The organism is Roseateles sp., from assembly GCF_052436255.1.
In the GTDB taxonomy this organism is placed as follows: domain Bacteria; phylum Pseudomonadota; class Gammaproteobacteria; order Burkholderiales; family Burkholderiaceae_C; genus Pelomonas.
Genome location: NZ_JBQVNP010000089.1, coordinates 1 through 22077, shown reverse-complemented (window position 1 = coordinate 22077; position 22077 = coordinate 1). Strand labels below are relative to the sequence as shown.

At 67.9% G+C, this 22077-nt stretch carries 17 protein-coding genes, 2 tRNA genes, 1 pseudogene and 1 riboswitch; of the genes and pseudogenes, 18 read left to right on the top strand and 2 right to left on the bottom strand.

What is annotated here, in order from left to right; all coding sequences use genetic code 11:
- Nucleotides 1-176 precede the first annotated feature (176 nt).
- Nucleotides 177-3074, bottom strand: coding sequence for a M16 family metallopeptidase (locus ACT6S0_RS18220; RefSeq protein WP_444765204.1), 2898 nt, complete (start codon nucleotides 3072-3074; stop codon nucleotides 177-179).
- Nucleotides 3075-3449: 375 nt separating this feature from the next.
- Between ACT6S0_RS18220 and ybiB the strand changes: the two genes are divergently transcribed.
- From ybiB to ACT6S0_RS18135, 17 genes and pseudogenes are all read left to right on the top strand, one after another.
- The gene (gene ybiB / locus ACT6S0_RS18215) at nucleotides 3450-4373 is read left to right on the top strand and encodes a DNA-binding protein YbiB (RefSeq protein ID WP_444765203.1); all 924 of its coding nucleotides are present in this window, start codon (nucleotides 3450-3452) and stop codon (nucleotides 4371-4373) included.
- A gap of 134 nt (nucleotides 4374-4507) precedes the next feature.
- Entirely contained in the window at nucleotides 4508-5266 is a 759-nt protein-coding gene (locus ACT6S0_RS18210; protein ID WP_444765207.1) for a sulfite exporter TauE/SafE family protein, read from the top strand.
- Between the two features lie 2 nt (nucleotides 5267-5268).
- On the top strand, nucleotides 5269-6990 hold the full coding sequence (locus ACT6S0_RS18205; RefSeq protein ID WP_444765202.1) for a nitrite/sulfite reductase: 1722 nt from the start codon (nucleotides 5269-5271) through the stop codon (nucleotides 6988-6990).
- Nucleotides 6987-7493, top strand: a complete 507-nt coding sequence (locus ACT6S0_RS18200) for a DUF934 domain-containing protein (protein WP_444765201.1) — start codon at nucleotides 6987-6989, stop codon at nucleotides 7491-7493. The genes ACT6S0_RS18205 and ACT6S0_RS18200 overlap by 4 nt, the downstream gene beginning before the upstream one ends.
- A gap of 5 nt (nucleotides 7494-7498) precedes the next feature.
- Entirely contained in the window at nucleotides 7499-8245 is a 747-nt protein-coding gene (locus tag ACT6S0_RS18195) for a phosphoadenylyl-sulfate reductase (protein ID WP_444765206.1), read from the top strand.
- Nucleotides 8242-9207 carry a sulfate adenylyltransferase subunit CysD gene (cysD, locus tag ACT6S0_RS18190; RefSeq protein ID WP_444765200.1) on the top strand — a complete coding sequence of 322 codons (966 nt, stop codon included), beginning with the start codon at nucleotides 8242-8244 and terminating at the stop codon, nucleotides 9205-9207. The genes ACT6S0_RS18195 and cysD overlap by 4 nt, the downstream gene beginning before the upstream one ends.
- On the top strand, nucleotides 9207-10493 hold the full coding sequence (locus ACT6S0_RS18185) for a sulfate adenylyltransferase subunit 1 (RefSeq protein WP_444765199.1): 1287 nt from the start codon (nucleotides 9207-9209) through the stop codon (nucleotides 10491-10493). The genes cysD and ACT6S0_RS18185 overlap by 1 nt, the downstream gene beginning before the upstream one ends.
- Before the next feature lie 76 nt (nucleotides 10494-10569).
- Nucleotides 10570-11358: a uroporphyrinogen-III C-methyltransferase gene (cobA, locus tag ACT6S0_RS18180; protein WP_444765198.1), complete on the top strand. Its 789-nt coding sequence runs from the start codon at nucleotides 10570-10572 to the stop codon at nucleotides 11356-11358.
- Complete coding sequence (fdxA, locus tag ACT6S0_RS18175) at nucleotides 11355-11678, top strand: ferredoxin FdxA (protein ID WP_056194839.1); 324 nt, start codon at nucleotides 11355-11357, stop codon at nucleotides 11676-11678. The genes cobA and fdxA overlap by 4 nt, the downstream gene beginning before the upstream one ends.
- 11 nt (nucleotides 11679-11689) lie before the next feature.
- Nucleotides 11690-12775 (top strand): NAD(P)/FAD-dependent oxidoreductase, encoded by a 1086-nt coding sequence (locus ACT6S0_RS18170; RefSeq protein WP_444765197.1) that lies wholly within the window; start codon nucleotides 11690-11692, stop codon nucleotides 12773-12775.
- Nucleotides 12776-12930: 155 nt separating this feature from the next.
- A riboswitch (TPP riboswitch) is annotated at nucleotides 12931-13032 on the top strand.
- 68 nt (nucleotides 13033-13100) lie between these two features.
- Nucleotides 13101-15212, top strand: coding sequence for a TonB-dependent siderophore receptor (locus ACT6S0_RS18165; RefSeq protein ID WP_444765196.1), 2112 nt, complete (start codon nucleotides 13101-13103; stop codon nucleotides 15210-15212).
- A gap of 34 nt (nucleotides 15213-15246) precedes the next feature.
- Nucleotides 15247-15322: transfer RNA gene (locus tag ACT6S0_RS18160), tRNA-Asn, on the top strand.
- 82 nt (nucleotides 15323-15404) lie between these two features.
- Nucleotides 15405-15480, top strand: a tRNA-Asn gene (locus tag ACT6S0_RS18155).
- A gap of 352 nt (nucleotides 15481-15832) precedes the next feature.
- Nucleotides 15833-18220, top strand: coding sequence for a heavy metal translocating P-type ATPase (locus ACT6S0_RS18150; protein ID WP_444765205.1), 2388 nt, complete (start codon nucleotides 15833-15835; stop codon nucleotides 18218-18220).
- Nucleotides 18217-18628: pseudogene (gene cueR, locus ACT6S0_RS18145) on the top strand (Cu(I)-responsive transcriptional regulator). Before ACT6S0_RS18150 ends, cueR begins: the two are co-directional and overlap by 4 nt.
- 1 nt (nucleotide 18629) lies before the next feature.
- Nucleotides 18630-18962 carry an ISC system 2Fe-2S type ferredoxin gene (fdx, locus tag ACT6S0_RS18140; RefSeq protein WP_444765195.1) on the top strand — a complete coding sequence of 111 codons (333 nt, stop codon included), beginning with the start codon at nucleotides 18630-18632 and terminating at the stop codon, nucleotides 18960-18962.
- 389 nt (nucleotides 18963-19351) lie between these two features.
- Nucleotides 19352-21004, top strand: coding sequence for a glycoside hydrolase family 43 protein (locus ACT6S0_RS18135; RefSeq protein WP_444765194.1), 1653 nt, complete (start codon nucleotides 19352-19354; stop codon nucleotides 21002-21004).
- Nucleotides 21005-21082: 78 nt separating this feature from the next.
- On the opposite strand, the gene ACT6S0_RS18130 is transcribed toward ACT6S0_RS18135, so the two are convergent.
- Nucleotides 21083-21571, bottom strand: coding sequence for a DUF456 domain-containing protein (locus ACT6S0_RS18130; RefSeq protein ID WP_444765193.1), 489 nt, complete (start codon nucleotides 21569-21571; stop codon nucleotides 21083-21085).
- Between the two features lie 81 nt (nucleotides 21572-21652).
- On the opposite strand from ACT6S0_RS18130, the gene ACT6S0_RS18125 reads away from it, so the two are divergent.
- A complete protein-coding gene (locus ACT6S0_RS18125; protein ID WP_444765192.1) occupies nucleotides 21653-21928 on the top strand; it encodes a hypothetical protein in 276 nt (91 codons plus the stop codon).
- Nucleotides 21929-22077 lie beyond the last annotated feature (149 nt).

Sequence of the window (22077 nt, the reverse complement as noted above, 5' to 3'; positions counted from 1 at the left end):
GTGCTGGCCGGCGTGACCACGGCGGCCGGCACGGGCGCATCGGCCGCGGGCGGGCGCCTGGCCATCCAGAGGCCTGCGCCCACCACCGCGACCGCAGCCACGGCCAGCAGGATGCGCCGACCCATGCCGGACGCCGCGGCGCCGGTGCGGTGGTCTCGCGATGCCATGGCTTTCCCCTACTTGGCCTTGGCCGGCGTGTCGACCGCTGCGCCCGCCTCCGCCGCCCGCGCCACCACCTCGATGGGCTCCCGCTTGGCGATGCGGTCGCGGAAGAAGGCCTGCACCTGCTCGGCCGTGACGGCCTCGAGGCGGGCCGTCTCGTTCTGCTGCATCGCCTTCATGCGCGGCTCGATGAGGATGCGCTGCAGCCAGTAGGCCCAGTGGCCGTTGTGCTCCGGCGCCTTGCGGCTGGCTTCGACCATCGGCTGCTTGGCGCGCTGCAGCTCGTCGGCGCTGACCGGCCGGGCGGCCAGGTCCTGCAGCTGGGCGCGCAGCACCTCGCGGAAGGCGTCGAACTTCTCGGGCGGCGTCTCGATCTCGGCGCTGAAGCGGCCCTGGCCGGGAACGTCCAGGCTGCCGCCGCCGCTGGCGCGCGGCGCGTAGGTCATGCCCAGCTTTTCGCGCACGATGTCGACCAGCCGGGTCTGCAGCAGCATGGCCGCCACGCGGCCGGTATTGGACAGCGCCACATCGGCCCACTGGTCGGGCATGGCCCAATGCCAGCCCAGCATGGCCTGGTCGGCACGACCCTTGTGCAGCGCGACATGCGGCGCGCCGCCGTCGGCCGGCGGCATGGCCTTGAGCGGCACGGCCGGCAGACGCGGGCGCTCGGTACCGGCGCCGAAGGTGGGCTGCACGGCGGCAACGGCCGCCTCCTCGCTGACGTCGCCGATGACGACCACGTCGGCCGCGCCAGCGAAGGCCGGGCGCAGGATGGCGGCGGCGTCGTCGGCCTTGGCAGCCAGCAGTTCGGCCGCCGTGGGCACGCCACCGAGCCGCGGCTCGCCGTTGTTCATCACCCGGGACAGCTCACGGGCGTAGACGATGCCCGGCAGGGTCTCGAACTGGTTGGCCATCATGGGCGCCGCGCCAGCCAGCTTCTCGCCCATCTCGGGGCGGAAGCCGGGGTCGCGCACGAAAGCCGCCAGCAGCTGCAGCTGGGGCTTGAGGTCGGCGGGGCGGGTGTTGCCCACCAGCAGGAGGCGCCGGCCGTCCATCTGCAGGGTCAGGCCGGCCAGCACGCCGCTGGCCTGCTGCCACTGGGCGACCTCGGCAATCGAGAGCTTGCCGGTGCCGCCCAGCGGAAGGTAGTTGATGGTCCAGGTCTTGGCAGCCTGCTCGGGCTTGAGGCCGGGCATGCCCTGGCCTAGCAGCACCTGCACGATGACCTTGTCCTTCTCCTGGGCGGTGGGCTTGACCACCAGCCGCGTGCCGTTGGCAAAGGCCAGCGTGGTGCTGCCCAGCTGGGCATCGGCGGTCTTGCCGACGACGGCGCCGGGAACGCCGAAATCGGCGTAGGGCCAGGTCACGGCCATCGGTGCGGCCTGGGCCTGCAGGGGCTTGGCCAGGCTTTGCGCCAACCGGGCCGACAGCGCCGGCACGCCGGCCCCGCCGGCCTTGGCGCTGCGGAAGACGAGCGGCTGGCCGCCGAAGTCGCGGCGCAGCACCGCGGTCAGTTCCTCGGGTTTGACGGAGGCCAGCATGGGCTCTGCCTCGGCCACGCCCTGCTCGGCGCTCTGGTAGACAACCTCGTAGTGAACGGCGTTGACCAGCGCATCGGCGATGGCCGCGCTCTGGCGCGTCGGGGCCTGGGCCACCATGGTCTGCAAGGAGCTGCGGATCAGCGGCAGCAGGCGCTGCAGGTCCGCTGCTTGCACGCCCTGGGCCTGCAGCTGGCGCAGCTCGGTCAAGGCGGCATCCAGGGCCTCGGCCCATTTGTCGGGCGGTGCCATCACGTTGAGCTGGGCCTGGCCCGTCACGTTGTGAACGCGCGGCAGCTTCATGCCGAAGGCGCCGAGGAAGGGGCTGCCCGGCTTGAGCCCACGGTCGGCCAGGCGCAGGTTCAGCACGCCGGCGGCGAGTTGTTGCACCAGCACGTCGCGGCTGAGCGCGAGCGTCGGCGGGCGCATGTCGGCGGGCGTCAGCCAGGTCAGCGAGAGCTTGTCGGGGGCGCCGTCGGCGATGAACTCGGCGGCGGGCTGCGTCGGCTTGGCGGCGCCCAGGTCCAGCGCATCCGGCTTGCCGGCGGCCTTCCAGTCGGCAAAGCGCTCGCGAATCTGTTTCTCCACCGCGTCGGCGTCGATGTTGCCGACGACGATCAGCGTGGCGTTGTCGGGGCGGTAGTTGGCCTGGTAGTAGCGCCGCAGCTTGTCGGCCGTGGCCGCCTGGACGGTGTCGATGCGCCCGATGGGCAGGCGCTGGGCCACGCGGGTGCCGGCCAGCGTCAGCGCCTGCTCGGCGACGAAGGCACGCATGCCAGGCACGTCGCGGGTGCGCTCCTCGGACAGCACGACGCCCTTCTCCTGTTCGACCAGCCGGGCGTCGAGCTTGAGGTGTTCGCCGATCTCGCGGAACAGCATCAGGCCCGTGTCCAGCGCGGCGGCGTCGGCCTTGGGGAAGTTGAAGTGGTAGACGGTCTGGTCGAAATCGGTGAAGGCGTTGGTGTCGGCCCCGAAACTCAGGCCCAGGCGCTGCAGCATGTGCACGACCTCGCCGTCGGCCACCTTGGCGCTGCCGCGGAAGGCCATGTGCTCCAGGAAATGGGCAAGGCCCTGCTCGCCGTCGCGCTCCTGCAGGGAGCCGGCGCCGATGCGCATGCGCATGGCCACGCCGTCCTTGGGCGTCTCGTTGTGCTGGATGGCGTAGCGCAGGCCATTGGGCAGGCGGCCGAAGCGCACTGCGGGGTCGGGGGCGCGTTGCACCTGCTCGTGGGGCCAGAGCGGCGGTGCCTGCAGCGCTTGCCCGGCGACGGGCCCGGCAGGCCGCTCCGCCGCCACAGTCGGCAAACAGGCGGCAGCCATGGCGCAGGCCACGGCCACAACGGTGGCGCGAAGCCTGACGGTGGGTTGTCTCATGGTTTTTTCTCCTTGCTGGACGGATCTCGGCGCCGTCGGGTAAGACCACTTTAGCCAGCAAACCGAACCTATCTGACCAAAAAGAGGCGCTGGTAAAAAATACCGACGGGCGATTTACGAGACGAGCGCCACTGCCGGCTCACTGAACGGCTCGGCATCCGAAAGCAGGCCAAGGTCTATGCCGGCGTCGGCATGACCTACGCGATCAGCAAGACCATCAAGTTCGGACTCAGCATCGACTCGACGCAGGCTGAGTTCGGCGGCGACAAAGGCACGCTGCGCGGATCTCGCTGGGCGCGACCGTTTCCTTCTGACGGCTTGCAGCCGGACCCAAGGGCCGCCGCGTGCGGCCCTCGTCGTTCCTACACTGCCGCCATGGACTACGCCACGCTGATCAAGGAACTGGGCCGCGGCCCGCGCGGCTCGCGCGACCTCTCTCGCGAACAAGCCGAAGCGCTGTTCGGCGCCATGCTTGACGCCCTGGTGCCCGATATGGAGCTGGGCGCCATGCTGATCGCGCTGCGCGTCAAAGGCGAAAGCGCCGACGAGGTGGCCGGCTTTCTGGCGGCCATGCAGGCCCGCACGGCCGCCATGCAGGCGCCTGCAGGTCCGCGCACGGTGCTGCTGCCCAGCTTCAACGGTGCCCGCAAGCAGGCCAACCTGATGCCGCTGGTGGCGCTGCTGCTGGCCCGCGAGGGCGTGCCGGTGCTGATCTTCGGACGCCATGACTTCGACAGCCGCCACAGCCCCTTCGAGCTGCTGGACGCCCTCGGCCTGCCGGCGAGCCCGACACTGGCCGATGCCGAAGAGCGGCTGGCGCGCGACAAGTTGGCCGTGCTGCCTTTGCAAAGCCTCAACCCTGGCTTGAACGCATTGATGGCCCTGCGCCCGCGCCTGGGCGTGCGCAACAGCTCGCACAGCCTGGCCAAGCTGGTCAACCCCTTCCCCACCGGCCGCGGCGTGCGGGTCGTCGCGGTGACTCATCCCGAATACCTCGACAGCATGGCCGCCGCCCTGCCGGGCCTGACCACCAACGGCGGCCGGGCGCTGCTGATGCGCGCCAGCGAGGGCGAGGCCTATGCCCACCTGCGCCGCAAGGCCCATCTGATCGGCTTCCAGGACGGGGCCACGGCAGCACTGCACCCGGCCGACACGGCCGATCTGGACTGGCCGCTGTCGCCGGCCTGCGCGCCAGCCGATAACGCCACGCTCATCCGGGCCATGCTCGAAGGCCGCGAACCGCTGCCGCCGCGCATCCTTGAGCAGGTCGCCGCACTGCGGCTTATGGCCACAAATTGAAGTTGCTTATTCAGCATAGGCATATAGCCCGAAGAATTCTGTAGTTCTGTCGCACTGCAACATTACTTAGAGTCGCGCCCTCGGGTGGCATGGGCCGTCCGGACCGAAATTTTGGAGACTGCGTGCTGGACTGGATGGCGGTTGCAAGCGGATTGGGAGTCGGCATCATTGTCGGGATCACCGGCGTGGGCGGCGGCTCGCTGATGACGCCGCTGCTGCTGTCCGTCTTCAAGCTCAGTCCGGCCGTCGCGATCGGCACCGACCTGTGGTTTGCTGCCCTGACCAAGATGAGCGGCTCCGTGGCCCATGCCCGCCACGGCCATGTGAACTGGTCGATCACCCGCCGCTTGCTGGCCGGCTCCATCCCGGCCTCCATGGCCACGGTCGCGCTGATGCACCTGAGCGGCGTCACCAAGGGCTGGGCCGCAGCACTGACGTTCTCGCTGGGCATTGCGCTGCTGCTGACAGCCGTCGTGGTCGCCTTCAAGAAGAGCTGGCAGGCGCTGGGGCTGCGGCTGGAGCGTTGGATTCCCGACAGCCGCAAGCCGGCCCTGACCGTCGTCAGCGGCGTGGTGCTGGGCGTGCTGGTGTCGCTATCGTCCATTGGCGCCGGCGCCATCGGCGCGACGTTGATCCTGCTGATTTACCCGCGCATGCAGGCCCGCGACATCGTCGGCACCGATATTGCCCATGCCGTGCCGTTGACACTGGTGGCCGGCATCGGCCACGCCACACTCGGCAACGTCAACTGGACGCTGCTGGTGCCGCTGCTCATCGGCTCCGTACCTGGCATCTGGCTGGGCGCCCAATTGACCCGTCGCCTGCCCGACGGCGTCGTGCGCAGCCTGCTCTGTGTTTCTCTTCTGATGGCCGGCTGGAAGGTCATCCACTAATCATGTATCGCTACACCGACTTCGACCGCCGCTTCGTCCGCGCCCGCGCCGCGCAATACCGCGACCAGCTCGAGCGCAATCTCGCCGGCACGCTGGGTGACGACGAGTTCCGCGCGCTGCGCCTGCAAAACGGCTGGTACATCCAGCGCCACGCACCCATGCTGCGCGTGGCCGTTCCGTACGGCGAGCTGTCCAGCCGACAGCTGCGCCAACTCGCCCGCATCGCGCGCGACTACGACGTCGTGACCGAAGGCCCGTTCGCCGGCCAGGGCGGCTACGGCCACTTCACGACACGCCAGAACCTGCAATACAACTGGATTCCGCTGGTCAAGAGCGCCGAGGTCATGGAGTTGCTCGCCGAGGTCGACATGCACGGCATCCAGACCAGCGGCAATTGCATCCGCAACATCACCAGCGACGCCTTCGTGGGCATCGCGCCCGACGAAATCGTCGACGCGCGCCCCTACTGCGAGATCCTGCGCCAGTGGAGCACGCTGCATCCGGAGTTCGCCCATCTGCCGCGCAAGTTCAAGATCGCCGTCAGCGGCGCAGCGGAAGACCGCGCGGCCATCGGCTGGCATGACATCGGCCTGCAACTGAAGAAGAACCCCGCCGGCGAGGTCGGCTTCCAGGTCTTTGTCGGCGGTGGCATGGGCCGTACGCCGATCCCAGGCGTGGAGATCAACCCCTTCGTGCCCTGGCAGCAGATCCTCGTCTACATCGAGGCCATCGTGCGCTGCTACAACCTGGCCGGCCGCCGCGACAACCTCTACAAGGCGCGCATCAAGATCCTCGTCAAGGCCGAGGGGCAGAAGTTCTTCGACGCAGTCAACACCGAGTTCCAGCGCATCCTGGCCGACGACGCCGGCGGCCACGAGCACATCATTCCGCAGGCCGAGCTGGACCGCGTGGCGGCCTGCTTCGTCGACCCTGCGGGCGTCACGCCGCAAGCCGAGCCCGTGCTCGACAGCAGCGACCCGGCCTTCGCGCGCTGGCTGGCCCGCAATGTCGACGCCCACCGCGTCGCCGGCTACCGCGCCGTCACGCTCAGCCTCAAGCGCATCGGCATCCCGCCCGGCGACACCTCGGCCGCCGTGATGGATACGGCCGCCGCTCTGGCCGACCAGTTCAGCCACGGCGAGCTGCGCGTCACCCACCGCCAGAACCTGGTGCTGCCCTGGGTCAAGGCGTCCGACCTGCCGGCGCTCTTCCAGGCTGCCCGCGCCGCCGGCTTTGCCACGCCCAATGCCGGGCTGCTGACCGACCAGATCGCCTGCCCCGGCGGCGACTATTGCGCGCTGGCCAACGCCCGCTCGCTGCCATTGGCCGCCGAGATCGCCGAGCGCTACCAGGACCTCGATGAGCTCGAAGACCTCGGTGAGATCGACCTGCACATCAGCGGCTGCATCAACTCCTGCGGCCACCACCACAGCGGCCACATCGGCATCCTCGGCGTCGACAAGGACGGCACCGAGTGGTATCAGCTGACGCTGGGGGGCGGCGACGGCACGACGCTGGCAGGCGGGACAGTCGCCGGCAAGGTCATCGGCCCGAGCTTTGCGGCCGACGAAATCGCCGACGCCATCGATGCCGTCATCGACACCTTCAAGCGCGAGCGCTTGGGCCAAGAGCACTTCATCGACGCCGTCAAGCGCCTCGGCCTCGACCCCTTCAAGACCGCAGCGAACGCCGTGCGCGTGTCCACTGCAAAGGCATCGGCATGAAGTTCATCAACGCCACCACCTGCCCCTGGAAGCATGCCGTCGGCGAAGACGGCCCCAAGCCCGATCCCGATCCCGCGCCCAACCGCCTGCTGTCGCTTGAACAGTGGCACGCGGTCAAGACGCGCTGGCCCGCCAACACGCCGGTGGCCATCGAGTTTCCGAATGACGCCGACATCAACCAGCTCGCGCCCGACCTGAATCGCATTGCCGTCGTCGTGCTCGACTTCCCGAAGTGGACCGACGGCCGCGCCTACAGCCAGGCCCGCATCCTGCGCAGCCGCCACAAGTTCACCGGCGCCATCCGCGCCCGTGGCGAAGTGCTGGTCGACATGATGCAGCTGCTGGCACGCACCGGTTTCGATGAGGCCGTACTGCGCGGCGACCAGTCGCAGGCCGCGGCGCAGAAGGCATTGGACCTGTTCGCGCCTGTCGGCTTCTATCAAGGTGACGTTGGCGAGACCCGTCCGTGGTTCCAGCGCTCACCGTCAAAGGTGACAGCGTGAGTGAAGTGAGCAGCCTGCCCTGGGCCGCTGCGCCTGCGGCTGGGAACGCCATCGGCCTTTATGCCAAGTGGACGCCGGCTCTCGACGACAAGATCGCCGCCGCGCTGCGGCGCCTGCGCGACGCCAGCATCGAACATGGCGCCGGCCTGGTGCAGAGCAGCAGCCTGGGCGTCGAAGACATGGTCATCACCGACCTGATCGCGCGGACGCATCTGCCCATTGCCATCTCGACGCTGGATACCGGCAAGCTGCATCCTGAGACGCTGGCACTGATCCCGCGTATCGCCGAGCGCTACGGCCGCGAAGTCGAGGTGTTCAAGCCAGTCGCCGATGCCGTCATCCAGTTCGTCGCCCGCGAGGGCGAGGAGCCGATGTACAAAAGCATCGAGCTGCGCAAGGCCTGTTGCGGCATCCGCAAGCTGGAGCCGCTGGGCCGCATGCTCCAGGGTCGCTCGGCCTGGATCACCGGGCTGCGGCGCGAGCAATCCGGCGCGCGGGGTGACGTTGCCTTCGACGAAGACGATTGCAATGGGCGCCGCAAGATCAGCTTGATTGCCGACTGGACCTGGGCCGAGGTCTGGGCCTATGTAGAAAAATACGCGGTTCCGTACAACCCGCTGCATGACCAGTTCATGCCCTCGATCGGCTGCGCGCCCTGCACGCGAGCGATTGCTGTCGGAGAAGACTTCCGCGCCGGCCGCTGGTGGTGGGAAGACTCCACGAAAGAGTGCGGCTTGCACGCCAAATCATGAATGCTGCTGTGAAACCCGAACAACTCATTGCCGACGTTGACCACGCGCATCTGGATGCGCTGGAAGAAGAGGCCATCTTCATCCTGCGCGAGGTGGCGGCCAGCTTTGAGCGCCCTGCCCTGCTGTTCTCGGGCGGCAAGGACAGCTGCGTCGTGCTGCGCCTGGCCGAGAAGGCCTTCAAGATGAAGAACGCGGCGCACCCGAGTGGCTACTCGGGCCAGCTGCCCTTCCCGATGGTGCACATCGACACCGGCCACAACTTCCCCGAGGTCATCACCTTCCGTGACGAGCGCGTGGCCGACATGGGCGAGCGCCTGATCGTTGGCCATCTGGAAGACTCCATGGCCAAGGGCACCATCCGCCTGGCCCACCCGCTGGAGAGCCGCAACGGCCACCAGACGGTGACGCTGCTGGAGACCATCGAGGAGCACAAGTTCGACGCGCTCATCGGCGGCGCCCGCCGCGACGAGGAGAAGGCGCGCGCCAAGGAGCGCATCTTCAGCCACCGCGACAGCTTCGGCCAATGGCAGCCCAAGGAGCAGCGCCCCGAGCTGTGGACGCTGTTCAACACCCGCATCCGCCCGGGCGAGCACTTCCGCTGCTTCCCCATCAGCAACTGGACAGAACTGGATGTGTGGCTCTACATCGCCCGCGAGAACATCCCGCTGCCGCAGATGTACTTTGCGCACGAGCGCCAGGTCATCCGCCGCAAGGGCCTGCTGGTGCCGCTGACCGACGTGACGCCGCCCGAACCCGGCGAGGTCGTCGAGACGGCGCAGGTGCGTTTCCGCACCGTCGGCGACATGACCTGCACCTGCCCGGTCGAGAGCCCCGCCGCCAACGCGAGCGAGGTGGTGGCCGAGACGCTGACCGTGACGGTGAGCGAGCGCGGCGCCACGCGCATGGACGACCGCACCAGTGAAGCTTCGATGGAGAAGCGCAAGAAAGAGGGCTACTTCTGATGAAAGCGTTGCGATTCCTAACGGCCGGTTCCGTTGACGACGGCAAGAGCACGCTGATCGGCCGCCTGCTGTTCGACGGCCAGGCCATCCTGGCCGACCAGCTCGACACGCTGGAGCGCCGCGCCGCCGGCCGGCCCATCGACCTCTCCCTGCTGACCGACGGCCTGGAGGCCGAGCGCGAGCAGGGCATCACCATCGACGTGGCCTACCGCTACTTCGCCACCAAGACGCGCAAGTTCATCATTGCCGACGCGCCCGGCCATGAGCAGTACACACGCAACATGGTCACGGCCGCCGCAGGCAGCGATGCCGCCGTCGTGCTGGTGGACATCACCAAGCTCGACCTGACCTTGCCGGAAGTCACGCTGCTGCCGCAGACGCGCCGCCACTCGCTGCTCGCCCAGCTGCTGCGCGTGCCCAGCATCGTCTTCGCCATCAACAAGATCGACGCGCTGGACGACGCGGGCGCCGGTTTCGAGAAGGTCAAGACGGCGCTCGACAAATTCGCCGCCGCAGCGGGTCTGAACGTCGCGGCCACCGTACCGGTGAGCGCGCTGCGCGGCGACAACGTCACCCAGCCGCTGGACGCGCCCTGGTGGAACGGCGAGAGCCTGCTGCAGGTGCTGGAGCGCCTGCCCACGCTGAGCGAGCGCGCCGACGCACCGCTGTCCCTGCCCGTGCAGTACGTGCAGAAGGACGCCTACCAGTCCAATGGCACCGGCGTCCAGCCGCGCGTGCTGTGGGGCCGCATCGCCCACGGCGCCGTGAAGGCCGGCGACACCATCGAGGTGCTGCCGTCCAAGCAGACGGCGGTCGTGTCCGAAGTGCGCCTCGCCGGCGAGACCGTGGCCAGCGCCGAAGCCGGTGACTCCGCCGGCCTCGTGCTGGACCGCCAGCTCGACGTCAGCCGCGGCGACTGGATCGTCACGCCCGGCAGCGCGGCGGCCACGAAGAACTTCTCCGCCACGCTCGCCTGGCTGGATACCGAAGCCGCCAAGCCCGGCCGCAAGTACTGGGTGCGCCACGGCAACCGCTGGGTGCAGGCGCGCATCTCGGCCATAGCCTCGGTGCTGGACATCAACACGCTGACGCCGCAGGACGCGCACGAGCTGCCCGTCAACGCAATAGGCCGCGTGCAGATGGAAGTGCAGCACGAGCTGCCTGTCGAGCCCTTTGCGGACAACCGCATCAGCGGCGCGTTGATCGTCGTCGACCCCGCCAGCCACCGCACCAGCGGCGCGCTGCTGGTGGACGCGCAAGCCGCTCCGGCGGAAGAGGTCTGGTGATGAGCGCCGCGACGGGCCGCCCCAAGCAAGCTCGCTCCCGCTTGGCGGGACAGCACGAAGTGCAAAGGGTGCACCCATGACTGGCCGTGTGATCTTCGTCAGCGCCGGCCCTGGCGCCGCCGACCTGATCACGCTGCGCGGCGCACGCGCGCTGGGCCATGCCGACGTTGTGCTCGCCGACGCGCTGGCCGACCCGGCGCTGCGAGAACTGGCACCGAATGCCCGCTGGATCTCCGTCGGCAAGCGCGGCTTCGAGCATTCGGCCAAGCAGACCGAGATCAACGCACTGCTCGTCAAGGCCGCCCGGGAACACGCCGTCGTCGTGCGGCTGAAGGGCGGTGACGCCAGCGTCTTCGGTCGCCTGGAAGAAGAACTGCAGGCCCTGGCCGAAGCCGGCATCTCCAGCGAAGTCGTGCCCGGCGTCACGGCGGCCCTGGCCGCCGCGGCACAGGCCCAACGCCCGCTGACCCGCCGTGGCCGAGGCCGCAGCGTGAGCCTGACCACGGCCATGACCGAGGCCGGCGAGCTGATAGCCGCGCGCTCCGCCGACACCGAAGTCTTCTACATGGCTGGCCGCCAGCTCGCCGCCCTGAGCCGCCAGTTGCTGGCCGCCGGCTGGGCGCCGGACACGCCCACGCTGGTCGTCAGCCGCGCCGGCTGCGCCGACGCCATCACCAGCGAGCACACTCTGGCCGACCTGGCCCGCGCAGCCCTGCTGCACCGTGGCCGGCCCACCGTCGTCACGGTGGGGACAGGCGCCTCGCCGGTGCAGGGCCAGGATCGAATCCTGCGCGCCACTAAAATCGTCGTTTCGCCCGAAACATTGCCCGTCAAGGCGCCCCATACTTCACAGAGCCGCTCATGACCCACGTCGTCACCGAAGCCTGCATCCGCTGCAAATACACCGACTGCGTCGACGTCTGCCCTGTCGACTGCTTCCGCGAAGGCCCCAACTTCCTGACGATCGACCCGGATGAATGCATCGACTGCGCCGTCTGCATCCCCGAGTGCCCGGTCAACGCCATCCTGCCGGAGGAAGACGTGCCCGGCGATCAGATCCACATGATCAAGATCAACGCCGACCTCGCCAAGGGCTGGCCCAGCATCACCAAGCGCAAGCCCGCGCTGCCCGATGCCGACGAGTGGAAAGACAAGACGGGCAAGCTGCCCGAGCTGATCCGCTGAACTTGCTCTCCATGCAGGCAGTACAGACCAGGCCCGACGCCATCGAGACGGACGCCGTCATCGTCGGCGCCGGCCCGGTCGGCCTGTTCCAGGTCTTTGAGCTGGGCCTGCTGGAGATCAAGACCCACATCATCGACAGCCTGGCCTACCCCGGCGGCCAGTGCATCGAGCTCTACCCCGACAAGCCCATCTACGACATCCCGGCCGTGCCCGTGTGCACCGGCAAGGAACTGACCGGCAACCTGCTCAAGCAGATCGAGCCCTTCGGTGCGACCTTCCACCTGGGGCAGGAAGTGACGGTCGTGCACAAGCAGGACGATGGCCGTTTCTTGATCGAGACGAACAAGGGCACGCAGCTGCTGACGAAGACCGTCTTCATCGCCGGCGGCGTTGGCAGCTTCCAGCCACGCACGCTGAAGGTCGACGGCGTCGAGGCGTTTGAGGGCACGCAGGTCCACTACCGCGTCAAGAGCCCGGCCCAGTTCGCCGGGAAAAACCTGCTCATCATCGGCGGCGGCGACTCGGCGCTGGACTGGGCGCTGAATTTCTGTTCCGGCCATGCAGACGGCAACCCGCACAAGGCCGAGAGCGTCATCCTCGTGCACCGCCGGGACGGCTTCAAGGCGGCGCCCGCGAGTGTGGCCAGGATGCACGAGCTGTGCGATACCCACGAGATGCAGTTCATCGTCGGCCAGGCCACCGGCATTGATGAACGCGACGGCAGGCTCACCGGCCTGAAGATCACCGGCAACGACGGCATCACGCGCGTCGTGCCCTGCGACCAGGTGCTGGCCTTCTTCGGCCTGTCCCCCAAGCTCGGCCCGATTGCCGAATGGGGTCTGGCGCTGGAGCGCAAGCAGATCGTCGTCGACACCGAGAAGTTCGAGACCAGCGTGCCGGGCATCTTTGCCGTCGGCGACGTCAACACCTACCCGGGCAAGAAGAAGCTCATCCTGAGCGGCTTCCACGAAACCGCGCTGGCGGCCTTCGGCGCGGCGCCCTATGTGTTCCCGGACAAGCGGGTGCACCTGCAGTACACGACGACCAGCCCCAAGCTGCACAAGGTCTTGGGCGTGGAGTCGCCGGTGTTCGACTGATTGGACTGGGCTTGCGAAATGACGCCACAGCGGCGTTGCAAGGGCTTGCCGTGGCGATGCCACTGTCTGCGCCCATGCGCCTTGCTGTGACGCCATTGCGCAAGCCTGGCAACGGCCGCGAATAGAATCCACTTTGCGCGCCGCCCCGCGTGGCGCGTCTTCGCTAGGGGTGTTGATGGCCTGGTGCCATCGACTGAGACAGTCCCTTTGAACCTGATTGAGGTAATCCTCGCGCAGGGAAGCAGCCGATCAGCAGGGCCTCCTCTTCACGTCTCCGGAGCCCTTCGCGTTCTCGTTTGCCGACCTGCCATCGCTCTGCATTCCGATGGCACAACCCAATCCTTCTCTCCTCGCCACCGCTGCGGCCCTGCTGGCTGCCGGCATCGCCTCCGCCCAGACCCTGCCCACCGTCAGCGTGGCCGGCAAGTCCACCGAGGCCGTACCCAGCCTGTCCGGCTTCAACGAAGCGCCGGCCAAGCTGCCGATGCAGGCGCTGAGCCTGTCCGCTGAACGGCTGGACGACCTCGGCATCAAGCAGCTCTCGGGCATCACCAAGCTCGACGCTTCCGTCTCCGACGCCTACAACGCCGTTGGCTACTGGTCACAGCTCAAGATCCGCGGCTTCGACCTCGACAACCGCTTCAACCTGCGCCGGGACGGCCTGCCGATCACCGGTGAGACGGCGCTTTCGCTGGTCAACAAGTCGGGCATCGAGCTGCTCAAGGGCAGCTCCGGCATGCAGGCGGGCACCAGTTCGCCGGCCGGCATCGTCAACTTCGTCGTCAAGCGCCCGCTGACCGAGGACGGCACGGCGCTGATGCTGGAAGCCATCCAGGGCGGCTCGGTGCAGGCCAGCCTGGACCACTCGCAGCGCCTCGGCGCCAACCGCGAGTTCGGCATGCGCGTCAACCTCTCGGCGGCCCACCTTGACCCGCAGCTGCGCAACAGCAAGGGCCGCGCCCACACCGCCGCGCTGGCCACCGACTGGCGCATCAGCCCCGACACCCTCGTCGAGGCCGAGGTCGAGTTCAACCGCCAGAGCCAGCCCAGCCAGCAAGGCTTCAGCCTGCTCGGAGAGCGGCTGCCCGACGCCGGCAGCGTCGACCCCAGACTCAACCTCAACAACCAGCCTTGGAGCCTGCCCGTCGTCTTCGACAACACGCACGCCTCGCTGCGCGTGCAGCACAAGCTCACCGGCGACTGGCGCGTGCAGGCAGCGCTCGGCCTCCAGCGCCTGCGCACCGATGACCGCCTGGCCTACGCGTTCGGCTGTTTCGCCGTTGAGGACTACTCGCGCTTCTGCGCCGACGGCAGCTTCGACCTCTACGACTTCCGCAGCGAGAACGAGCGCCGCGACACGACCGCCCTCGACATCTCCGCCAGCGGTCCCGCGCAGCTGGCCGGCCTGCGCCATGACATCACCGTCGGTGCACTGAGCAGCCGCTTCAAGAGCCGCTTTCAGCGCCAGGCCTACAACTACGCTGGCAACGGCAATGTCGACGGCAGCGCCGTCACCACGCCTCAGCCCGACCTGACCGACCAGAACACGAACCGCGACGAACGCAGCAACGAGCTCTACCTGCGCGACCGCGTCGCGTTGACGGCGGACACGACCGCCTGGCTGGGCCTGCGCCACACCCGCCTGCACCGCGAGAGCGTGCGTACCGATGGCTCGCGGCCGACCGCCTACCCACAGAGCGTCACCACGCCCTGGGTCGCGCTCAGCCATGCCATCGCCAGCGACTGGCTGCTCTACGCCAGCTGGGGCCAGGGCATCGAGAGCGAAGTCGCTCCCAACCGCGCGCGCTACAAGAACCGCGGCCAGGCCCTGCCCGCGTTGAAGAGCCGCCAGACCGAGATCGGCCTGAAGACCGGCAGCCAGCGCGTCGAGGGCTCGCTGACCGTCTTCGACATCCGCCGCCCCGTGTGGCGTGACATCGGCACCTGCAGCGCCAGCGACAGCTGCGAGCGTCTGGCTGACGGTTATGCACACCACCGTGGCGTCGAAGCGAGCGCAGACCTGAAGTGGAGCGCTGGCGGGCTGTTCGCCAGCGCCATGCGCCTGCAGGCGCGTCGCGAAGGCAGCGCCGACGCCGCTCTCAACGGCCTGCTGCCGCCCAACGTGCCCGAGACGACGATCAAGGCACATGTGCGCCAGGATCTGCTGCCCGGCCTACAAGCCCAATTCGGTCTGCGTTATGAGGGCAGCCGCTTCGCGACGCCCGAAAACAGCATTGCCCTGCCCGCCTGGACAGTGGCTGACGCCGGCCTGCGCTACACACAGCTGCAGGGCAATCAGACATGGATCTGGCGTGCGGCCGTCGACAACCTGACCGACCGGCGTGCCTGGCGCGAGTCGCCCTGGCAGTTCGAACACAGCTACCTCTACCCTCTGGCGCCGCGGACTTTCCGCATCAGCCTTGAGGTCCGCCTGTGAGCCGCGAAAGAACTGCTATAGTCACGGGCTCTGTTCCTCGATAGCTCAGTCGGTAGAGCGCCGGACTGTTAATCCGTAGGTCCCTGGTTCGAGCCCAGGTCGGGGAGCCAGATTTCAGAGATTGGCGCGCAAGCGTCAAGCATCCAAGAAGAGCCCGCTGCAACCGAACGGCGGGCAGTCGTCAAAGACAATTCCTCGATAGCTCAGTCGGTAGAGCGCCGGACTGTTAATCCGTAGGTCCCTGGTTCGAGCCCAGGTCGGGGAGCCAAATCAGAAGCCTCACATGCGAAAGCCTGTGGGGCTTTTTTCTTGGTCGAACGGCCTCTCGCGGGCGGCCACATCACGAGCGCAATGCGACATGGTGCGTCAACACGCGGCCAGGGAGCGGGTTATGCAAACTTTGCGCAGGCCCCATGAGGCGGGGCGTGAGCGGTTGCTACGCCACTTGCCGCTGAGTTCCGGCGTCGTGCTTCCTGCAAGCTGTATGAGTTCGACATTTTTCAGCTCACCCCTTGACTCTCCCATGATGTCAACGTTGAAGCTTCCTGCCATACCGGCGATAGGTCCGGCTTGAAAGGACACCTGTGAACACCGCCACCCTCATCAGACCTGCCGGTGCCATGCGCCAATGGTCCTTCCCCGTGGAGGGCATGACGTGCGCCTCCTGCGTCTTGCGCGTCGAGAAGTCGCTCGCTGCCGTGCCAGGCGTCGCCGGCGTCACCGTCAATCTCGCCACCGAAGCCGCCACGGTCGACGCGGCCGATGGTGTCTCGCCAGAGGCTCTACGTACCGCCATAGAAAAGGCCGGCTACAGCGTGGCGGAGCAGACCGTGGAATTGCAGATCCAAGGCATGACATGCGCATCCTGCGTCGGTCGTGTTGAAAAGGCTCTGAAGCGCGTGTCGGGCGTGCTCGGCGCGGAGGTGAATCTCGCCACCGAGCGCGCCCGCGTGCGGCTGGTCGGACGTGAGGCTGACGCTGCCGCGCTGATCGCCGCGGTAGACAAGGCCGGCTATGCGGCGGCGGTGGTTGGCGCCACGGCGGCGCAGGCCGAAGCTTCGGGCTCCAGTCGCAAGCTACCGGACTGGTGGCCGATCGCCGTGGCGACAGCACTTTCTCTGCCTCTGGTGCTGCCCATGTTTGGAGAGCTTTTCGGCCTGCACTGGATGCTGCCCGGTTGGGTTCAGCTCGCCCTGGCGACGCCTGTGCAATTCTGGTTGGGTGCGCGCTTTTACCGCGCCGGCTGGAAAGCCCTTCGCGCCGGTGCCGGCAACATGGACCTGCTGGTCGCCCTGGGCACCAGCGCCGGCTACGGCCTGAGCGTGTACCTGCTGTGGGCGCACAGCGAACACGGCATGCCGCATCTGTATTTCGAAGCGTCAGCGGTGGTCATCACCCTGGTGCTCTTGGGCAAGTGGCTGGAGGCTCGCGCCAAACGCCAGACCACCGAGGCGATCCGCGCGCTCAATGCGTTGCGCCCCGAGCGCGCTCGGGTGCGCCGCGCTGGCGTGGACGTGGATGTGCCGGTGACCGAGGTCAAGCTGAACGACCTGGTCGTCGTGCGGCCGGGCGAACGGATCCCCGTCGACGCCGAAGTGCTGGAAGGCGCCAGCCACGTGGACGAATCCCTCATCACCGGCGAGAGCTTGCCGGTGGTCAAGCAGGCGGGCGATGTGCTCACCGGCGGCTCGGTCAATGCCGACGGCCTCCTGGTGGCGCGCACGACGGCGGTGGGCGCCGAATCCACCTTGTCGCGCATCGTGCGGCTGGTCGAATCCGCGCAGGCGAAGAAGGCGCCGATCCAGCGCCTGGTCGACCAGGTCAGCGGTGTCTTTGTGCCGGTCGTGATTGGCATCGCGGCGGTCACCCTGCTCGGATGGGGGCTGGCCACTGGCAACTGGGAGCAAGCCATCCTGAACGCGGTGGCGGTTCTGGTGATCGCTTGTCCGTGTGCGCTCGGCCTGGCGACGCCGACCGCCATCATGGCGGGCACCGGTGTGGCCGCCCGGCACGGCATCCTGATCAAGGACGCCGAGGCGCTGGAAGTGGCCCACAGCGTCAAGGTGGTGGCCTTCGACAAGACAGGCACGCTGACCGAGGGCAAGCCCGAGCTGGTGGCATTCGAGGCGGTGGACGGGCAGCACGCAGCACTGCTGGGGGCAAGTGCCGGGATCCAGGCCAACAGCGAACACCCGTTGGCACGTGCCGTCATGGATGCCGCACGCCGCGATCACATCGGTGCGCCGCCCGCAAGCGAGGTGCGCGCCGTGCCGGGACGAGGCATGGCCGCCATGGTGCTCGGCCGCGACATGCGCCTCGGCAGCACGCGCTTCATGCAAGAACTCCAAGTCAACCTGACGGCCTTGGAGAGCCGCGCGGCCGAACTGGAAGCGCAGGGGCGCACCGTCTCCTGGCTCGCCGACGTGAGCAGCGAGCCCCGGCTCATCGGCCTGTTGGCCTTCGGTGATGCGATCAAGGCCAGCGCCGCCGCAGCAGTGAAGCGCTTGCAAGAAATGGGGGTGAAGACCGTGCTCGTGACCGGCGACAACCGGGGCAGCGCCCAGGCGGTCGGCGCTCAACTCGGCCTGGATGCCATCGAATGGGAAGTTCTGCCCGAGGACAAGGCCAGAATCGTCACGCGGCTCAAAGAAGGCGGCCAGCGGGTCGCCATGGTGGGGGACGGCATCAACGACGCACCTGCATTGGCCGCAGCCGACGTGGGGATTGCCATGTCGACTGGCACCGACGTGGCGATGCACGCTGCCGGCATCACGCTGATGCGCGGCAACCCGGCGTTGGTGGCCGACGCGATCGACATCTCGCGTCGCAGCTACGCCAAGATTCGCCAGAACCTCTTCTGGGCTTTTGCCTACAACGTGGTGGGCATTCCGCTGGCGGCCTTCGGTCTGCTGAACCCGGTCATTGCAGGCGCGGCGATGGCGTTCAGCAGCGTGAGCGTCGTCACCAACGCCTTGATGCTGCGCCGCTGGACAGGAAACCAACAATGAACCAAATCACCCCGAGCTGCGGGCCCTTCAACATCGGCGAGGCGGCCAGCCGGTCCGGTGTGTCGGCCAAGATGGTTCGTCACTACGAATCCCTCGGCTTGCTGCCCACGGTAGGCCGCACCGATTCCGGGTACCGGCAATACGGTGACAGTGCACACGCTGCGCTTCATTCGTCGGGGACGTGACCTCGGCTTGAGCATGGCGGAGATCTCGGAGCTGCTGAAGCTGTACCAGGACCGCCGGCGTGCCAGCGTCAACGTCAAGAAGATCGCCCTGGCACATGTGGCCGATCTGAACCGCCGGATGGAAGAAATGGCGGCGATGAAGCGCACGCTGCAACGGCTGGCCAGCTGCTGCCATGGGGACCACAGGCCCGACTGCCCGATCCTCGACGAGCTGGCGGAATGACATGCCGGTGATCAAGATCCTCCCGCATCCAGACTATGCGCCCGCTGGAAGACGCATTGAAGCGCCCGCGGGCACCTCCATCTGCGAAGCGTTGCTCGACCAGGACATCGGTATCGAGCACGCGTGTGAGATGTCTTCTGCTTGTACGACCTGTCATGTCATCGTCCGCGAAGGCTTTGAGTCTTTGAACGAAGCCGAGGAAAGCGAAGAGGACTTGCTGGACAGGGCATGGGGGCTGGAAGCGCAGTCCCGGTTGTCCTGTCAGGCCATCCTCGCCCACCACGACCTGACCATCGAGATTCCGAGGTACAGCTTGAACCATGCGCGGGAATGAGGGATCAATGTCTCCAGGCCCGCGCCTCTCGGCGCCCGGAGTAGTCGCCCCTCACTTGAGCACCCGTCATGACCCGCAACCCGGCATGCTGCGCGGCGTCATTCGCGGCGCGCCACCGCGAGCGATGTCAAGGCGCCTTGCCCGCTGAACCCTGTCAAGCGCGTGTTCAAGGCTGACAGGCCCAACCAGCCATGGATGTCGCCTCCCTGCCAACCCGCTCAAGGCCACTGCGCCAACGCGCCGCCTCGCCAGTCACGGCGCGGCCCGGGGAGAAAGATGATTGCGCAACCGCGCGCATTTCCCAGGCGAAGTACGCTCCAGAACCCATTTGAGAGTCATCATTGATATCGCTATCATCTGCCGGTCAACAAGATCCCTGGAGACAGTGCATGGCAGCCCTTCCATCGCTCGCGCGGCTGGTGTCCGCCCTGCTGTTGACTTTGGCCGCCTTCAACGGCGTCGCCCAAGGTCCCCCGGGGATGGCAGCGGCCGTGTCGATGCCGCCCACATTCACCAACCCGGTGGTGAGCGGGTTTGCCTCGGATCCGAGCGTGTGCCGCGCAGGCAGCGATTTCTACCTCGTGACCAGCACGTTCGAATACCTGCCCGGGTTGCCGGTCTATCACAGCCGCGATCTTGTGCATTGGCGACTGGTTGGCAATGCCCTGTCGCGCGAAACACAGATCAGCTTCGTCGGCAGAAAGAGTTCGCAGGCGATCTTTGCGCCGACCATCCGCTGCGAGGGTGGGCGCTTCTACATCGTGACGACCGATGTGGACGGCATCGGCAACTTCTTCATCACCACGACCGACCCTGCCGGCGAATGGTCTGACCCGGTCCGCCTGCCGGAACCCGTGTTCGGCATGGACCCGTCCTTCTTCTTCGACGATGACGGCACCGTCTACTACACGCGCCACGGCGGCGGGCGCGACGGCGGTGTCTACCAGGCACGCGTCGACCTCAAGGCCGGCAAGCTGCTGGAGGAGCCGCGCCTGGTGTGGCGCGGCATGGGCGGCATCTGGCCCGAGGGCCCTCACCTCTACAAGCGCAACGGTTGGTACTACCTGATGATCGCCGAGGGCGGCACGTCCTACGACCACCGCATCACGATGGCACGCTCGCGCTCGCCCTGGGGCCCGTTCGAACCGCACCCCGACAACCCCGTGCTGACGCACCGCGACCTGCCCGATCACCCGCTGCAGGCGCTCGGGCATGCCGACCTGGTGACGACGCCACAGGGTGAATGGTGGGCAACACTGTTGGCCATCCGCCCGCAAGCGGCGGCGGGCGGCCGTCACCATCACATCGGCCGCGAGACGCTGCTTTCACCGGTGCGCTGGCGCGCGGACGGCTGGCCGGAATTTGGACAGAACGGCGTGCTGGCCGAGGCCCAGCCCACGCGCGGTCTGCCTGGCTGGTCACCCTGGCCACCAGCGCCGGTGCGCGAGACGTTCTCGCCCGACCGCAAGCTGCCGCCGCATTGGGCCTTCCTGCGCACGCTGGCCAAGGACCGTTGGTCGCTGACCGAGCGGCCCGGTCACCTGCGCCTCATCGGCGCACGCATCGGCCTGGATGTCATCGGCACGCCGGCCTTCGTGGGGCGCCGCCAGGAGCGCCTCAACCAACGCTTTGCCGCTGAAGTGGATTTCCACCCGGCCGCCGATGGCGACGCCGCCGGCGTCGCCCTGCGGATGAATGAATCACACCATGTGCTGCTGCGGGTCACTGGCCTGCAGGAACGGCGCGTCGAATGCCTGCAACGCCTGGCCGACCAGCCGCGGGTGCTGGCGTCCGCGCCCGCCCCATCGGCGGCCTTGCAGTTCCAGGTCGCGGCGACGCCGTCCACCTACACCCTGTCCTGGAGAGCCGCCGGCAAGGCGCAGGGCTGGCAAACCTTGTGCAGCATGCCGACCTACCAGTTGTCCACCGAGACATCGACCGGATTCACCGGCGTGTACATGGGGCTGTATGCCTTCAGCGAGACGACGAAGCCGGCGACGGCCGACTTCGGCTGGGTCGACTTCGAAGCCACCGGGCCGTGAAGATCCTTCCCAGCACCCCGGTCAATGAGCCGGCCCGCTCGCGGTGAAGCGGCCCGAGCCGCCCTGGGGTAGCTCGCTTCAAAAAATCAACGCGGCAACGAACAGGCCGATCATCATGAAGGCGATGACGACCTTCGCGACCAGCGCCAACAACAGCCCCAGCCCGGTCGCCAGGCCCACACGCGCGGCGGCCTGATGGTCTCGACGGGCGATGTATTCACCGAGCGCCGCACCGATGAAGGGCAGCACGAACACGCCGACGATGCCGAACATCAGCCCGGCGACGGTGCCCACGGCCGCGCCGATCAGCGCCAGCCGGCTCGCGCCCACCTTCTTCGCGCCCAGCAGCGCGGCCACATAGTCCAGCACCCAGGACAGGATGGCCAGGGCGACAAGCACGCCCAGGGTCCAGCCGCCGACGCGCTCGAAACCATCGATCCACGCGCCGAGTACCGCACCGGCCAACACCAGCGCGGCACCCGGGAGCACCGGCAGCACTGCGCCCGCAAGGCCAGCCGCCATCAGCAGTGCGGTGAGTATCCAGAGGGCAACGTCGTGACCGGGCATGGTGGGCTGCGTAGAAGTGGCGTGAGCATCATCCGCTGCGGGCGAGGCGAATGTAGGACCGCATGCCGACGAGGATGTCGAATGGACGTCACGCCGACCGGCAGGCGGAAGACAAAGGCCGCGCCGCGCCTCGGGGATGGCGTGGCGCACGACGCCGGCGCGGCGATGTGGCTGGCCGAGGCGGCCGCCAGCACCCTGCCCGACGACGCGCGCGACCCGCAGGTATGGCGCGCCGACGAGCACGCGCCCCCTGCTGGCGGCAAGTTGGCGGCGGTGCTGAACAACGCCCATGGCAAGACCGTGATGGTCAAATTCAGTATCAAGCGAAACCGCGCGGTCGCGGTCGCGGTCGCCTGAGATAGAGTTTGCGAATGCGCGCGCTGCTCCGCTGCCTCCTGATCGGCCTGCTGGTCCTGACGCTGCCCCTCAAGGGGCTGGCGGCTGCCGGCTACATGGCCTGCGGCCCGGCCCATGCCGGCGCCGCGTTGGCGCAGCATCAGCCTGCG

What these genes read in the sequence shown, in the direction of transcription:
- ACT6S0_RS18220 (WP_444765204.1), bottom strand. Translation starts at nt 3,074, where the DNA reads ATGAGACAACCCACCGTCAGGCTTCGCGCCACCGTTGTGGCCGTGGCC.
- ybiB (WP_444765203.1), top strand. Translation starts at nt 3,450, where the DNA reads ATGGACTACGCCACGCTGATCAAGGAACTGGGCCGCGGCCCGCGCGGC.
- ACT6S0_RS18210 (WP_444765207.1), top strand. Translation starts at nt 4,508, where the DNA reads ATGGCGGTTGCAAGCGGATTGGGAGTCGGCATCATTGTCGGGATCACC.
- ACT6S0_RS18205 (WP_444765202.1), top strand. Translation starts at nt 5,269, where the DNA reads ATGTATCGCTACACCGACTTCGACCGCCGCTTCGTCCGCGCCCGCGCC.
- ACT6S0_RS18200 (WP_444765201.1), top strand. Translation starts at nt 6,987, where the DNA reads ATGAAGTTCATCAACGCCACCACCTGCCCCTGGAAGCATGCCGTCGGC.
- cysD (WP_444765200.1), top strand. Translation starts at nt 8,242, where the DNA reads ATGAATGCTGCTGTGAAACCCGAACAACTCATTGCCGACGTTGACCAC.
- ACT6S0_RS18185 (WP_444765199.1), top strand. Translation starts at nt 9,207, where the DNA reads ATGAAAGCGTTGCGATTCCTAACGGCCGGTTCCGTTGACGACGGCAAG.
- cobA (WP_444765198.1), top strand. Translation starts at nt 10,570, where the DNA reads ATGACTGGCCGTGTGATCTTCGTCAGCGCCGGCCCTGGCGCCGCCGAC.
- fdxA (WP_056194839.1), top strand. Translation starts at nt 11,355, where the DNA reads ATGACCCACGTCGTCACCGAAGCCTGCATCCGCTGCAAATACACCGAC.
- ACT6S0_RS18170 (WP_444765197.1), top strand. Translation starts at nt 11,690, where the DNA reads ATGCAGGCAGTACAGACCAGGCCCGACGCCATCGAGACGGACGCCGTC.
- ACT6S0_RS18165 (WP_444765196.1), top strand. Translation starts at nt 13,101, where the DNA reads ATGGCACAACCCAATCCTTCTCTCCTCGCCACCGCTGCGGCCCTGCTG.
- ACT6S0_RS18150 (WP_444765205.1), top strand. Translation starts at nt 15,833, where the DNA reads ATGCGCCAATGGTCCTTCCCCGTGGAGGGCATGACGTGCGCCTCCTGC.
- fdx (WP_444765195.1), top strand. Translation starts at nt 18,630, where the DNA reads ATGCCGGTGATCAAGATCCTCCCGCATCCAGACTATGCGCCCGCTGGA.
- ACT6S0_RS18135 (WP_444765194.1), top strand. Translation starts at nt 19,352, where the DNA reads ATGGCAGCCCTTCCATCGCTCGCGCGGCTGGTGTCCGCCCTGCTGTTG.
- ACT6S0_RS18130 (WP_444765193.1), bottom strand. Translation starts at nt 21,571, where the DNA reads ATGCCCGGTCACGACGTTGCCCTCTGGATACTCACCGCACTGCTGATG.
- ACT6S0_RS18125 (WP_444765192.1), top strand. Translation starts at nt 21,653, where the DNA reads ATGGACGTCACGCCGACCGGCAGGCGGAAGACAAAGGCCGCGCCGCGC.